Source organism: Pedobacter sp. SYSU D00535, from assembly GCF_017355855.1.
Taxonomy (GTDB): Bacteria; Bacteroidota; Bacteroidia; order Sphingobacteriales; family Sphingobacteriaceae; genus Desertivirga.
Map to the genome: position 1 here is coordinate 119,172 of NZ_JAFEWD010000012.1, position 13,582 is coordinate 132,753.

Sequence of the window (13,582 nt, forward strand, 5' to 3'; positions counted from 1 at the left end):
CCTCGAAGGACGGCTTTTTTCCTAACTACTGCCCTACCATGAAAATAGCGTTGCTGAATAACAGCTTCCCATTTTCCCAAAACCCTCTAAATAAAGGATCTTCGGCCATGTAAACGATAGAACCTGCGCCGCTTTCTTGCACCCCGAATAATAAGCCACCTGTCAACTTTCTTTTTGTTTCTGCGCCCGCGAACCCTGTTACGTAACTTCCCTTCTCTAGTATGCCAACGTTCCAACCTTCACTTATATAATTGTAAACTTTGTCGTCCAATTTCAGTGTGAAGTAGTAATCAGGAAAACCAAACGCCAAAGGGTGGGTATTATCAAGCCGAAGTTTAAAAATTGCCCCGGGAATATTGTTTTTCACAGACTCCCTTTCCCGATTTGCATAGGGTTTCAGAATATCGACAAGTTCCGGTTCATGATCTTTTAAACCTTCCTTGTTTTCCCCTTTAAGGCTGATATTAAACCCTCTTTTCCCGGCAAGACTATTCAAGGCACTCTGCATGGATACTACTTTTCCTCCATCGTTCACCCATGCTAGCAATTTTTCACTTGCTATACCTGGATAATCTCCGTCGGGGAAAATAAGCACATTGAACTTTGTCAAATCGGCCTGGTTAAAATCTACTGCCCGGATGATAGACAGCGGGTAGCTAAGTTCCTGTTCGAAATGGTGCCACACTTCACCCACAGCAAGTGGCGACGACTCTTCGCCCGCAATCAGTGCAACTCGAGGAGGTTTAATATACCGAACTTTCTCCGAGCCGAGGTCGGGCCCTCTCTCCGCCATGCCAGAACTAAGCGGCTGGAGACTAACCCCTGCAGCAGAAGCGATAGACTCAACAGTAGATTCAAAGGATTCTCCTAAAAATTCATTTCCCGTTTTAGTAACAAGAAGCGACCCCGCATTGAACAACCTACCGTTCGCCTCAAAAGGCACTTCCGAGTAACGCACCCGTAGGTTTCGTTTTAGCAAAGCCGACAAAAATCTGGCATCGGCTATAGAGTTCCAGTTGGCCGCAAAAGCGACCGGATTCTCAACTTTCGCCCTAACCAAACTCAAGCTGGGAGCTGATGCACTTAATGGCTTCAATGCCTCCTTCGTCGCATAAGCTTTTAGTCCGTAGGCATATGGCAAAGCCCAGGCAGTAATGTCATAGGTGACAGAATCTGAAACGAAGGTGCGAGGCTCGAACAAAACCTTTAGAAGCACTGACCTTGGTTGATAAGCGCTAATCACCATATCTTGTGGTGTTATACTCAGAGATTCCACCTTCCCGGTGACATAATTCAAGCCGCGGCTATTCTTCGCCGAACCGTATCCAAATACAATCCCATTTTTAGTAAGCAAGTTGGCCAACTTCTTCAGCTTCTCCTGATTTTCAGCCTTGATTACATACGACTTATATTGTCCGGGTGGCTTACTACGACTATTAGAAAAATACTTTTGATATTCTGCAACGAGTTGAGAGGCATTCATTGCAGCAGATTCGACAGTAGAAAGAGCGCTGGTATGATGATGTTCGATACGCTGGGCAAGTGTAAGCGTATCTCCTTCCCTGTTGATAACAGCCAAACCAGCCCTTCCAGCGCCACCCTGCTCAAAGGTCATCCCTACCGCCCCGTTATAAGTTGGATAGGTATCGCCATAAGATGGGTAAAGCAGATCAAAACGCTCCCGCGTAAAATAAAGCCAACCCTTCTCGTCAAAATACCGTGCGTTGTTTTTTCCTATAACTTTTTGAAATTCCCGTTGCCAGGGAGTGACGTCCTGATGAAACGGCTCAGCCGCCGGGGCAAAGAAGTAAGGAGAATTAAGGTTCTGCTCATGAAAGTCGACATGAATTTGAGGCAACCAGGAATTGTAGAGCGCCATCCGTTGTTGGGTTTCCAGCTGTGTTTGCCAGGCCCAATCGCGGTTCAGATCGAAATAATAGTGATTGGAGCGGCCGCCGGGCCAAGGTTCCATATGCTCTCGGGTGAATGGAAGTGCATCCGGAACGACATTTTTAACCGAATTATAAAAATTTACATACCGTTCCCGGCCGTCGGGATTTAGGCAGGGATCAATTACTATTATCGTCTTTTGCAACCAATCTTTTGCCTTCAGATTATCGGGACGCAACAAGTCATACAAAGTTTGCATAGAGGCCTCGGTGGAAACCGCCTCATTCCCGTGAACATTGTAGCTTAGCCAAATAATAGCGGGACTATCTGAATCTGAATTGCCGGCTTGCCCATGACTCAGCCTCCAATTGTTTTTCCGAATATCCTCTAAATGACCTAGATTTTCAGCCGATCCGAGGAAAGCGACCAGCAACTCACGTCCTTCATAGGTCTTTCCATATTCCCGAAGTTTTATGTGAGCGGATACAGAAGCAGCATGTCGAAAGTATTCAAGCACGCGGTAATGAGGAGTAAACCTTTCCCCGGGCTGATATCCTAAAAATTGCGCCGGTGAGTGCAGCTTTTGCGAAAAGCCGGGTTTAAATAATAGCAGAAAGAATATTAGCAATGCCGCTCGTCTCATATTACTAATCTACCGAAGCAAATGATCATTTGGAAAAAAACTATCATGGATTGCATATTTCATCTTATTATTGCCAAAAAAGGTTTTCTATGTCAATTGAAGAACTGTATGAGATCTATCTGAAGCACCCCTCCGTTTCTACCGATACAAGGAAGATCACGAAAGATTGTCTCTTTTTCGCCCTCAAGGGGGATAATTTTGATGGGAACGCATTTGCCGAAAAAGCACTTGATGCTGGCGCTGCTTTTGCCATCATCGATAATCCTACATTCAAAAAAAGCGAAAAGTACCTTTTGTTTGATGATTCACTCCAAATACTACAGCAATTAGCATCTTATCACAGAAAACAGCTTGCTATTCCCGTCGTGGGAATCACAGGCACCAACGGTAAAACAACCAGTAAAGAGTTGATCAATTCCGTCCTGTCGCAAAAGTTTAAAACCTTTGCCACACAAGGCAACCTCAATAATCATATCGGAGTACCACTTACGTTACTGTCTATTGATTCATCCATCGAACTTGCTATTGTTGAAATGGGAGCCAATCATCAGAAAGAAATCGGTTTCTTAAGCAGCATTTCTCAACCTACTCACGGCTTAATCACTAATGTTGGCAAAGCACACCTGGAAGGATTTGGTGGCTTTGAGGGGGTGAAGAAAGGCAAGGGGGAACTATACGACTATCTCAAGGAACAGAACGCCATTGCTTTTATTAATAGGGACAGTAATCATTTGATGGAAATGAGCTTATCGAGGCAGCTCCAACAGGTAATCTATTTCGGCAGCGGTAGTGATTGTTCCGTTTGTGGAAGAATTATTAAAAATGATCCATTCCTCTCCGTAGAATGGGAGACTAAGAGCGAAAAGCACCAGATACAGTCAAATCTTACCGGAGCCTACAACCTGGAAAATATATTGGCGGCTATTACCATTGGCCTTCATTTCGGATTAGCCCCAGGACTGATCAACGAAGGAATAGCGTCATACGTCCCCGGGAACAACCGCTCCCAGGTAACGAGAACGGCAACGAACACGTTGATCTGCGACTTCTACAATGCCAATCCTAGCAGCATGTCTGTTGCCCTCGACAATTTTGACGGCATTTCCGCAGCGCGGAAAGTGTTAATACTGGGAGATATGTTCGAGCTAGGCACCGAAGCAGCTGAAGAGCATCAATTCATTTTGGAGAAAGCACTGAAAACAGAGGCTGATGAAAGGATCTTTATAGGAAAAGAGTTTTTAAGCTTGAAGAATACCCAAAACGCACATTTTTTCGAGTCGACGGCAGAAGCCTTAACCTTTACTAAGGAAGCTGATTTCAAAAACGCCACTATTCTGATCAAAGGGTCAAGAGGCATGAAACTGGAGCAACTACTCGAAGTGCTTTAAATAGCACGCGACAACAAAAAAGCCGGCTTTTAACCGGCTTTTCTATTTTTATCTCTTACCAAAAGGCATTTTCGGCATTCCCTTCATCATCTTCGCCATTTGGGCAGGGTTGCTGAATTGTTTCATCACCTTTCGCATGTCCTCAAACTGCTTAATCAGCTTATTTACCTCCTGAAGCTCAGTACCAGAGCCTTTGGCAATCCTTGCTCTTCTGCTGGGATTGATCGAGTCTGGATTCTCCCGCTCATAAGGAGTCATAGATTGAATAATCGCTTCAATAGGCTTGAAGGCATTATCGTCGATATCAACGTCTTTGATTGCCTTTCCAACCCCCGGAATCATTCCCATCAAGTCCTTCATATTACCCATCTTTTTGATCTGTTGGATCTGACCGAGAAAATCATTGAAGTCGAACTTATTCTTGCGGATCTTCTTTTGGAGTTCAGCTGCCTCTTTCTCATCAAACTGTTGCTGTGCCCTTTCCACCAGAGACACCACGTCTCCCATCCCAAGAATACGTGAAGCCATCCGATCCGGATAAAATACATCCAGAGCATCCATTTTCTCACCTGTTCCAATGAATTTAATCGGTTTGTTCACTACCGATTTAATAGACAGGGCAGCTCCACCACGTGTATCACCATCCAGCTTCGTTAAAACGACACCAGAAAAGTCAAGACGATCGTTGAAAGCTTTAGCCGTATTCACAGCGTCCTGACCGGTCATGGAATCTACTACGAACAGAATTTCATGAGGGTTAGTACTTTGCTTTACAGCAGCAATCTCGTTCATCATCTCCTCATCGATGGCTAAACGACCTGCAGTATCCACAATTACCACGTTGTGCCCATTCTTTTTCGCTTCCGCGATACCCCGCTCTGCGATACCGATCGGATCCTTAGATTCAAGATCAGCAAAAACAGGAACTCCGATCTGCTCGCCCAATACCTGCAGCTGGTTAATAGCGGCAGGCCTGTACACGTCACCGGCAACCAGTAAAGGCTTCTTATTCTTTTTTGTCTTTAAAAAATTAGCCAACTTTCCGGAAAAGGTTGTTTTCCCTGCTCCGTTCAAACCTGCAATTAAAATGACAGTAGGGTTAGCAGTTAAATCAACTTCTGTTACCGAGCCCCCCATCAGTTCTGTCAGCTCATCGTTCATTATTTTGGTAAGCAATTGACCTGGAGAAATTGCGGTAAGCACATTTTCACCCAGGGCTTTTTGCTTCACCTCATCAGTGAAAGTTTTGGCAGTTTTATAGTTTACGTCAGCATCAAGAAGGGCCTTTCTGATCTCCTTCATCGTCTCCGCGACGTTAATTTCTGTTATAGTACCTTGTCCCTTCAGGACTTTAAATGCCCTGTCGAGTTTATCCTGTAAGTTTTCGAACATATTCTAATTTCAACTTTAGAGGTGCAAATTTAAGGAATAATATAAAACATCTTGTCTATTAATCACATATCCCAGCCACGGAGCACTTCGCTACGCGTTCTTGGAAGCTTGTTTAGGAAATTGCAAACTAGCAGTGGCCAGCTTTTGTCCTCTCCCCACTACAGATTCTGGAAAAGCAATGTTTGCTACCTCACGTTTGGAAATTTATACACTAAGCCAAGGGCTAATGTTTGGCTGGCCTGGATTTTGTCACTGGCATCGTCGTCGTATACGCCTATACCGGAAATAGTAACGTTCACAACCCTGTTGACCTTTGCAATAAGAGTGGCGTCCAATCGGTGGTCGATGTTATTTAACCTTTCATAATTGGCAAACATAGCATATCTGGTCTTCAACCTCAAGTTCTCCATGATATCCTTTTCATAGTTACTCACCAACTGAAAGGCAAGTTCATTACGCACCACTTTTCCGGGCGCAACCCCAAAATTTTTCGGATTAGTACGATAAAGGTCTTTATCCAACACAAAGGTCTGACGAGCTGTTCCTGTACCTATACGAAGGTAGTAGTACTTATTTGGCTTATATTCAAATCCAAGCGACTCGGTTAGGTATCCCGGCGACATAAATCTCGAAATCAGTGTGCGGGTTTCGTTACCTTGCTGATCCTTACCATAAGAATACCCTTGATCAAACTGCGACTCAAAGTTCAACGAGCCGAAAAAATACCAGCTTTTGGAGAGCTTTAGAGCGACTTTGTTATCCCAAAAAATACGGTCGTTAGTTTTTCGCTGCAGCTGATCCCTGTTTTTTAGCTTCCCATATTGGAAGATGAGCTCGGAGACGTAGTTCTTTTCATCTTTGGTATAGTCGGTTTTATGATTAAACATCAGCCCGACCGCAATAGAATTCACTCCCCCTCCACTCCAGTTATCGCTGAATGCTGCCTGGTTCATATTAATTCCAAAAGTAGACCAGTTGCGCCAGTAATTCACCTTCAACTTCAACTCTGACTCCGGAATTTCGACGGGTTGTAATTGCAATACCGGCTTTCGTACAGGCAAGGTGTTTTTCTTAGGATACTGCTTCAAGCCACTTAATCCGGTAGTGTCGCTTGCTGTGTTTTGCGCATATACAACTGAAGAACAAACTACTAACAGAAAACTAAACACCCTTTTCAACATCATCGCAAAGAAACTGAAATTTGAAGAGTATGAAAAATCTAATTCGTAACTAAAAAGATAGAAAACGCCGCCAGGCCCAAATTTCGCGCCTTTTCAAATAAGAAGTTTCACTTTCGCGACGATAGGCCTCCTTCTCAAAAACGATATTCAAATAAGCCAGCTCGTGCTTTTTGTATTTTAGGAGATTGATCAGGTAATTCAAGAAATAGAGCAGATAAAATCCAACTAAGAGCAGCTCCAGCTGCTGTACTATATGAATCCTTTCGTGGTTCAGCAATACCTGATCTCCCTTGTATTCACTCCTTTTTATTAAAATAAAGGGAAAAAGCGCCATACCCGCCATTGGCAAAAAAGGCACACAAATGACAGGAAAACGCATCATCTATCTGACGGCTTTAGAGGAGGAAGACGATTTGCTGCAGGATTTCTCTTATACTGTTCGTACGCTTTTTGAACGAAATCAATAAAAGCGTAATCATTAGCATCGAGCACAAAATAATAGCTTGGCCGGTACTGAGACATGAAGTCTGTTAACTTGTCACCGCTTAAGCCCGTGATTTGGGCCACAAAACTTTTACTATAACGGTAGCTGATGATCATCTCGCGATAATCCTGCTCAATAATTTTTTGAAGATTTCTGGCATTTTTTCCTTCTCTGCTCAGCAAGCTCCATAAGGCATCGATCCCAAGCCCTGCTCCACCTGTCCCATTGCCTCCTCCTATCTGAAGAATGTCTTCAGTGCTCCCCTTTCGGTAGATGTCCTTGTATTCTCTTTTAACGCGTTCCAGTCGTGCAGCAGGACTTCCTACTGTGTCGGTCACTACTACCTCACGGAGCTGTATACTCGTTCTTTTTAAGTAAAAAAGAAGTGTATTCTGATTTTGAACGGTCAGCGTGTCCACTCGGTAGCCGGGCAGGGCCGCTATCAGTGTATCCCCCTTACTTACACGGGTAGAAAATTCGCCTTTCGTGTTGTTATAAAACCCTTTATGCGTGCGAAGATTGTACAGGTACACTCTAGACAATCGTTGCTTGGTGTCCAGATCAAACACCAAACCCTGAACTTCTCGCTCTTGAGCAAATAGTGTACAAAAGGAAATTATAAAGAAAAATAGCAGGCTTATTTTTTTCAAGTCGGTTAAAGTTAAAGTTTTTGTTGCAAGCGAATTGCAGTTTTAACATTCCTTAACTTATTTTGAGACTAGAAGAAGCTGCCCGAGTTTAATATCGTCACCGTTAATAGAGTTCAAAATCTTGACATCGTCCACGCTGATACCGAAGCGTCTGCTGATAGAATACAGCGTATCTCCTTGCCTCACCTCGTAGATCTTCATCGCTACCGGCGCTTTTTCCGGTTGATTGATCTGCTTAACCGGCTCCTCTTTGATGATTTCCGATAAGACCCGCTCCTCTCTTTGTTCTTTGGCGATATACGTCTCTGCCCGGTCATACTGATCGAGCTGGTAACGCTCCACCAAGCCAATCAGCAATTCGGCATAACGGGGATTGGTAGCATAACCCGCCTTTTTCAGTCCATGAGCCCAGCCGCGATAATCATTCCGGTCGAGCTCAAACAACGCAGCGTAGCGCTTTCTTTTCAAAAACTCAGAGTGATCCCGATAAGATTCTTCGGGGTTGTTATATACACGAAAGCACTCCCCTATAGCGTCATCGTCCTTTAAGATCGTCGGACCGGTCCAGTCCACATTACACTTAATTCCGAAGTGATTATTAGCCTGCGTTGCCAGTGTGCTATTTCCGTTTGCAGATTCTAGAAGTCCTTGAGCCAGCGTAATACTTGCCGGAATGCCACTTTTTAGCATTTCTTCAATTGCGATGTCCTTATAGCGTTCTATATATGCGTCAGCAGTGGAATTTCTACTTAGCTTTTCTGTTGTTATTACGCGCTGTGGTTGGTTCGTTTTGGGTACTGGCCGTGTCTCTTTCGCCGCAATCTTTATGCTGGTGCAGGACATAGAAAGTCCGGCACAGGCTATCAGAATTAATCTTTTCATCAAAATCTTACAAATGCAATATCTGGCCGATGCTCAGGCTGCTGTTTTTTAAACTATTTTTTATTAGGATAGACTGTACTGTCGTGTTAAACTTCTTTGCTATTTCAATTAGCGTATCCCCTTTTTTAACCTGATACGTTACTGCCTGATTTACAGTTTCAACTGAATTTACTTTTACTGTTTCCAGGGGCCGCAGGTTCTCGGGAACAGGGTTATCATATTCGTACAGCTTGTACTTTTTGATGATGCCCACCACCTGAGACGCCCAACTTTTGCTGGCGGCATAACCACCTCTCTGGATACCAATTGCCCATTTCTTATAATCACCATCCGGATATTTAATGAACAGCGAATTGAACCTTCTCTTCAGCAGAGATACGAAATCCGCGTAGCAATCATCCACGCTTTCATAACCCTTGTAAGCTGATGGAATAGGCTTCGGACCGCTTTTACCCTTCATCCCGAAATGATTGTTAAGATATTTTGCAATCTTGCTTGTACCACTAGCCGACTCATGAATTGCAACTCCAAGCACAATACTGGCTGGAACTCCATGTTCATTCATTGTACGTATAGCAGCTTCCTTATATGCTTCAACATATCTCTGTGCTGCCGACTGTGCCGATGCTGTGCCTGTCATAAAAAGAGCAAACAGGCTCATTGTTAAAAATTTTCTTAGCATAGTTTTACAGTTTACGGATTATGAATAAACCATCGCGTACCGGAAGTATTAGCTTCTCTACGCGATGGTCTGATGTTACTTTTTCATTAAACGTCCGGATTCCAGAGGTATCCTTATCATTTGCACCCTGTGTTATTTTACCGCTCCACAGTACATTATCTACTATAATGAGCCCGCCTTTTCTTATTTTATCAAATACTAAATCGTAATATGTTTGATTATTCTTTTTGTCGGCATCTATAAAGACTATATCAAAAACTTCATCTAACCCAGGAATAATGTCAAGTGCGTTCCCAAGATGGTAGTTGATCTTCGAATGATAGTCTGACTTGTTAAAATATTCCCGCACCCGGTCTTCAAGCTCTACATTAATATCAATAGTATGGATAATACCATCGTCACTTAAGCCCTCAGCGAGACATAAAGTTGCGTAGCCTGTAAAAGTTCCGATTTCTAAAATGCGGCGGGGAGAGAGGAGCTTGCTCAGAAAAGTTAGGACACGACCCTGGTAATGCCCTGAGAGCATCCGGGCCATAGGCACCTTCAAATGCGTCTCACGGTTTATGTACCTAAGCAACTCTGGCTCTGGTTCGCAGTGTTGCTCAAGGTAGGCCTGCAGTCCCTCAGTAAGCAGTTCCATGGCTACAAATATATAAAATTGTTTTTTGCCGCAAATTTTTCGCCTATAAACTCAACATTATCAACAGGATGCGAAAATCGACCACACGATACTCTCATCTAAAACTCTCTCACGTTCGCAAATGAACGAAAAACTTGGAGCTTTTGTTTGGCCAAAGGTTTAACCGGAATTTCCGAGTCAGGGCGAAAACTAGCTGAGAAAGCTCCTTTTTTCCAGGTAAGATTGCAGGATGATCGTAGCAGATATGGTGTCTACCAACTCCTTTTTTTGCCGGTCAGCTTTCTTTAGACCGCTTTGAGCGATCACGGCCGAGGCCATCTTTGAGGTAAATCTTTCGTCTATAGTTTCTATCGGTATACCAGGGAAATTTTTTTTCAGGATGGTGATGAAGCCTTTTACATGAGGGGCGGACTGAGAGACTGAACCGTCCATTTGCCGTGGCTCTCCCACCACAAACCTTTCTACCTGTTCGGTGGTCAGGTATTTTTTCAGAAACTCCACAATGTCTTTTGGATGCACCGTAGTAAGCCCATTGGCAATAATCTGCAGCGGATCTGTAACAGCTACCCCAATTCGTTTTGTCCCAAAATCAAATGCCATTATCCGCATACTCATCGTGTTTTTGCTTTGTAAAAGAAGCTTAAGAATGCAAAAGTAGTGTAAGTTCTTCGTCCCAAAAGTATATATCTCACTTCTATTTATTATTTTGCACCTCATGCATTTCAGCGAAATAGTTGGACAACAGGAGGTAAAGCAACACTTGATTCAAAGTGTGAAGGAGAACAGGATAAGTCATGCCCAATTATTTTTAGGCCCTGAAGGATCTGGAAGCCTGGCGCTTGCCGTCGCCTATGCCCAATACATATCCTGCGAAAACAGGAAGGAAGATGATAGCTGTGGCGAATGCAGTTCTTGCAGAAAATATAACCGACTAATTCACCCGGATCTTCACTTCTCCTACCCCTTTTTTGCTAAACATAAAGAAGATACAGCCCTCTCGTTTATAGAAGAATGGCGGGGAATTTTTCTATCGAACCCGTATCTGAGCTTAGACGAGTGGCGTAATCAGTTGGATGCTGAGAATAAACAAGCCAACATCAATATAGCGGAGTGTCACCAGATCATTAAAAAACTCAGTTTAAAACCTTTTGAGTCTGAATACAAAGTATTGATCATGTGGCTCCCGGAATATCTGGACAAAGAAGGAAATACGCTTTTAAAGATTATTGAAGAGCCTCCTCAAAAAACGCTGTTCTTACTGGTAGCTCAAAATCAGGATCAGATACTAAACACCATACTTTCTCGTACTCAGTTAGTGAAAGTTCAACGGCTTAGCAATAATGATGTGGCAGGTTACCTGATGCATCGGTACCACATGCAGGAAGATGCGGCGCTGAGAATTGCTTATTTAAGCGAAGGGAACATACAGTCAGCTATTAATCTCAGCAAGGAAGAAAGCGGCAATAACTTCGGCCTTTTTTCCGATTGGTTGAGAATGTGCTTTACCAACAGAGGACTCCTTACTATCGAGTTTGCGGAAAATGCAGCAAAGATGGGCCGGGAGAATCAGAAAAACTTTCTGCGTTACGGCATGAAGCTAATGCGGGAGGTATTGATGGTTTTGGCCGGAGCAGAAGCATTGGTGAACTTGCCCGACAATGAAAAACTCTTTGCTGTAAACTTTAGCCGCACGATTAATTCGGCAAAGGCGGAAGCGATAATTAACGAGCTTGAAAAAGCTCACTACCATATAGAGAGGAATGCAAACGCTAAAATCTTATTTTTAGATGTATCTTTGCAGTTTATTAAAATTTTAAAATACAATACGCTCCCGAAAGGGACTCAATATATACTAAATTAAATGGGATGTGGATCATGTTCTTCAGGCGGCGGATGTACGCCTGCAGGCTGCAAAAGTAATGGCTCGTGCCTTACTAACGGTTGCAGCAAACTAGATGTATACGACTGGCTTGCCCATATGGACATGCCATCAAATTATAAACCTTTCAATATTGTTGAAGTAAAGTTCAAAGGCTCACGCAAGGATTTTTACATCAACCATGAGAACCTTTACGTTGAAAACGGGGAACTGGTAGTAGTGGAAACACCCACTGGGGGCTACGATGTCGGACATATTTCTCTTACGGGCGAACTAGTGAGGATGCAAATCAAAAAGAAGCACCTCAAAATGGAAGACATTGTTAAAAAAATACTCCGTAAAGCGACGCCGGCAGATGTTGACAAATGGAAAGCCGCAAAAGACCTGGAATGGGAGACGATGCACAAAGCTCGTACCCTCGCACTCAACTTAGGGCTATCGATGAAACTAAGCGACGTGGACTACCAGGGTGATAAAACCAAAGCTACTTTCTATTATACTGCAGAGGGACGCGTTGACTTCCGGGAACTTATAAAAAAGATGGCCGAATCTTTCCGTATACGGATTGAGATGCGGCAGATCGGTATGCGCCAGGAGGCAAGCCGCCTCGGCGGAATTGGATCCTGTGGCCGCGAATTGTGCTGCTCAACGTGGTTGACCGACTTCAAAACAGTCTCTACTTCGGCTGCCAGGTATCAGAATCTATCCTTAAACACCTTAAAATTAGCCGGCCAATGTGGCAAGCTCAAATGTTGCTTAAACTACGAGCTGGATACTTATATGGATGCGCTGAAGGATATTCCAGATGACGTAGACAGATTGGAAACAGAGAAAGGGTGGGCCAGACTGCAGAAAACCGATATCTTCAAAAAGTTGATGTGGTTCAGTTATCCAAACGAAGAGTCCTGGATTCCGCTGGAAATTGACCGGGTGAGGGAAATACAACAAATGAACCGAGAAGGTGTTAAACCTGAAGACCTGAAAGATGAAGCGGTTGAGTTGGCGCCGGCCCAGGTAGCTAAAATTCTTGACTACGAAAACGTAGTGGGGCAAGACAGCATCACCAGGCTTGATGAAAAGACTAACAAGCGTAAGAAAAAACGAAATAACAAGAATAAGCCAAAGGCCGAAGCAGCTGTGCCGGTTAAAGAGGTTAACGCACCGGTAAAAGACGGAAGGCCAAGGCCAGCAGGAAATCCTCCCAGACAAAATCAGGAAAAACAGCAGGTAAACGGCACAAATAGCAACAATCAGCAACAAAATAATAGAAAGCCGGGTGGGAACAGAAATCACCAGAGAAGGCACAAAAACAACAATAAGCCGAAGGCCAATGAAGAATAAACTTTTTGCTTTTAACACTTTTATTCTTACCTGCCTGCTAGCTGCAGGATTATCTTCCTGTAAGGATAACGCTGTTATCGACACAAGTAAAGAGTTAAGCGACAGGAACTGGTCTTACATAAACAAGGTTTCTATTCCGGTGAAGGTTGAAGACGCTGACAAGCTTTACAATGTCTACCTCAATCTTCGGCATACAGCCGATTACAAATATTCAAACATCTATGTTCTCGTTCATCAGGTTGCCCCTGATAAAAAACGAGCTACAGAAAGAAGAGAATTCCAGCTGGCATACCCTGATGGGGAATGGTTGGGGAGCGGTTCAGGAAACCTCTACTCCTACCAATTGCCTATAAGAGAAAAATATAAGTTCCCGGCTCCGGGAACTTATATTTTTGAATTCGAACAGAACATGAGGGATAACCCTTTGCGGGAAGTCAACGATGTCGGCTTAAGAGTCGAGCCAGCCCAATAAACACCTGTATTTCTCTCCCCAGCCATTTTTTGAGGAAATTTTCTAGCCTCATCTTTTT

Annotated in this window: 13 protein-coding genes; 4 read left to right on the plus strand and 9 right to left on the minus strand. The window is 43.6% G+C overall.

From position 1 onward, the window contains the following. Positions 1–25: 25 nt before the first annotated feature. Positions 26–2,533 carry a M14 metallopeptidase family protein gene (locus J4N23_RS18305; protein ID WP_207429285.1) on the minus strand — a complete coding sequence of 836 codons (2,508 nt, stop codon included), beginning with the start codon at positions 2,531–2,533 and terminating at the stop codon, positions 26–28. A gap of 89 nt (positions 2,534–2,622) precedes the next feature. Between J4N23_RS18305 and murF the strand changes: the two genes are divergently transcribed. Further along, the gene (gene murF / locus J4N23_RS18310) at positions 2,623–3,921 is read left to right on the plus strand and encodes a UDP-N-acetylmuramoyl-tripeptide--D-alanyl-D-alanine ligase (protein WP_207429286.1); all 1,299 of its coding nucleotides are present in this window, start codon (positions 2,623–2,625) and stop codon (positions 3,919–3,921) included. Positions 3,922–3,969: 48 nt separating this feature from the next. On the opposite strand, the gene ffh is transcribed toward murF, so the two are convergent. The 8 genes from ffh to ruvX form a co-directional block, all read right to left on the minus strand. Continuing rightward, positions 3,970–5,313: a signal recognition particle protein gene (gene ffh / locus J4N23_RS18315; protein WP_207429287.1), complete on the minus strand. Its 1,344-nt coding sequence runs from the start codon at positions 5,311–5,313 to the stop codon at positions 3,970–3,972. Positions 5,314–5,498: 185 nt separating this feature from the next. Beyond that, entirely contained in the window at positions 5,499–6,497 is a 999-nt protein-coding gene (locus J4N23_RS18320) for a DUF3078 domain-containing protein (protein ID WP_207429288.1), read from the minus strand. A 46-nt stretch (positions 6,498–6,543) separates the two neighbouring features. Continuing rightward, positions 6,544–6,876 carry a hypothetical protein gene (locus tag J4N23_RS18325; RefSeq protein ID WP_242689285.1) on the minus strand — a complete coding sequence of 111 codons (333 nt, stop codon included), beginning with the start codon at positions 6,874–6,876 and terminating at the stop codon, positions 6,544–6,546. Continuing rightward, the gene (locus tag J4N23_RS18330) at positions 6,873–7,628 is read right to left on the minus strand and encodes a carboxypeptidase-like regulatory domain-containing protein (RefSeq protein ID WP_207429289.1); all 756 of its coding nucleotides are present in this window, start codon (positions 7,626–7,628) and stop codon (positions 6,873–6,875) included. Before J4N23_RS18330 ends, J4N23_RS18325 begins: the two co-directional genes overlap by 4 nt. A 57-nt stretch (positions 7,629–7,685) precedes the next feature. Next, complete coding sequence (locus J4N23_RS18335; protein ID WP_207429290.1) at positions 7,686–8,510, minus strand: glucosaminidase domain-containing protein; 825 nt, start codon at positions 8,508–8,510, stop codon at positions 7,686–7,688. Between the two features lie 7 nt (positions 8,511–8,517). Next, the gene (locus J4N23_RS18340; RefSeq protein ID WP_207429291.1) at positions 8,518–9,192 is read right to left on the minus strand and encodes a glucosaminidase domain-containing protein; all 675 of its coding nucleotides are present in this window, start codon (positions 9,190–9,192) and stop codon (positions 8,518–8,520) included. 4 nt (positions 9,193–9,196) lie between these two features. Then, entirely contained in the window at positions 9,197–9,832 is a 636-nt protein-coding gene (locus tag J4N23_RS18345) for an O-methyltransferase (RefSeq protein WP_207429292.1), read from the minus strand. A 189-nt stretch (positions 9,833–10,021) separates the two neighbouring features. Further along, positions 10,022–10,441 carry a Holliday junction resolvase RuvX gene (gene ruvX, locus J4N23_RS18350; protein WP_207429353.1) on the minus strand — a complete coding sequence of 140 codons (420 nt, stop codon included), beginning with the start codon at positions 10,439–10,441 and terminating at the stop codon, positions 10,022–10,024. Positions 10,442–10,547: 106 nt separating this feature from the next. On the opposite strand from ruvX, the gene J4N23_RS18355 reads away from it, so the two are divergent. From J4N23_RS18355 to J4N23_RS18365, 3 genes are read left to right on the plus strand one after another with little or no spacing between them, the layout of a single operon-like run. Continuing rightward, positions 10,548–11,693: an ATP-binding protein gene (locus J4N23_RS18355; RefSeq protein WP_207429293.1), complete on the plus strand. Its 1,146-nt coding sequence runs from the start codon at positions 10,548–10,550 to the stop codon at positions 11,691–11,693. Further along, entirely contained in the window at positions 11,694–13,052 is a 1,359-nt protein-coding gene (locus J4N23_RS18360; RefSeq protein ID WP_207429294.1) for a regulatory iron-sulfur-containing complex subunit RicT, read from the plus strand. Next, entirely contained in the window at positions 13,042–13,524 is a 483-nt protein-coding gene (locus J4N23_RS18365) for a gliding motility lipoprotein GldH (RefSeq protein ID WP_207429295.1), read from the plus strand. The genes J4N23_RS18360 and J4N23_RS18365 overlap by 11 nt, the downstream gene beginning before the upstream one ends. Positions 13,525–13,582: the final 58 nt, after the last annotated feature.

Coding starts and splice junctions, on each gene's coding strand:
- J4N23_RS18355 (WP_207429293.1), top strand. CDS start 10,548: ATGCATTTCAGCGAAATAGTTGGACAACAGGAGGTAAAGCAACACTTG.
- ruvX (WP_207429353.1), bottom strand. CDS start 10,441: ATGCGGATAATGGCATTTGATTTTGGGACAAAACGAATTGGGGTAGCT.
- ffh (WP_207429287.1), bottom strand. CDS start 5,313: ATGTTCGAAAACTTACAGGATAAACTCGACAGGGCATTTAAAGTCCTG.
- murF (WP_207429286.1), top strand. CDS start 2,623: ATGTCAATTGAAGAACTGTATGAGATCTATCTGAAGCACCCCTCCGTT.
- J4N23_RS18340 (WP_207429291.1), bottom strand. CDS start 9,192: ATGCTAAGAAAATTTTTAACAATGAGCCTGTTTGCTCTTTTTATGACA.
- J4N23_RS18320 (WP_207429288.1), bottom strand. CDS start 6,497: ATGATGTTGAAAAGGGTGTTTAGTTTTCTGTTAGTAGTTTGTTCTTCA.
- J4N23_RS18365 (WP_207429295.1), top strand. CDS start 13,042: ATGAAGAATAAACTTTTTGCTTTTAACACTTTTATTCTTACCTGCCTG.
- J4N23_RS18305 (WP_207429285.1), bottom strand. CDS start 2,533: ATGAGACGAGCGGCATTGCTAATATTCTTTCTGCTATTATTTAAACCC.
- J4N23_RS18345 (WP_207429292.1), bottom strand. CDS start 9,832: ATGGAACTGCTTACTGAGGGACTGCAGGCCTACCTTGAGCAACACTGC.
- J4N23_RS18360 (WP_207429294.1), top strand. CDS start 11,694: ATGGGATGTGGATCATGTTCTTCAGGCGGCGGATGTACGCCTGCAGGC.
- J4N23_RS18335 (WP_207429290.1), bottom strand. CDS start 8,510: ATGAAAAGATTAATTCTGATAGCCTGTGCCGGACTTTCTATGTCCTGC.
- J4N23_RS18325 (WP_242689285.1), bottom strand. CDS start 6,876: ATGATGCGTTTTCCTGTCATTTGTGTGCCTTTTTTGCCAATGGCGGGT.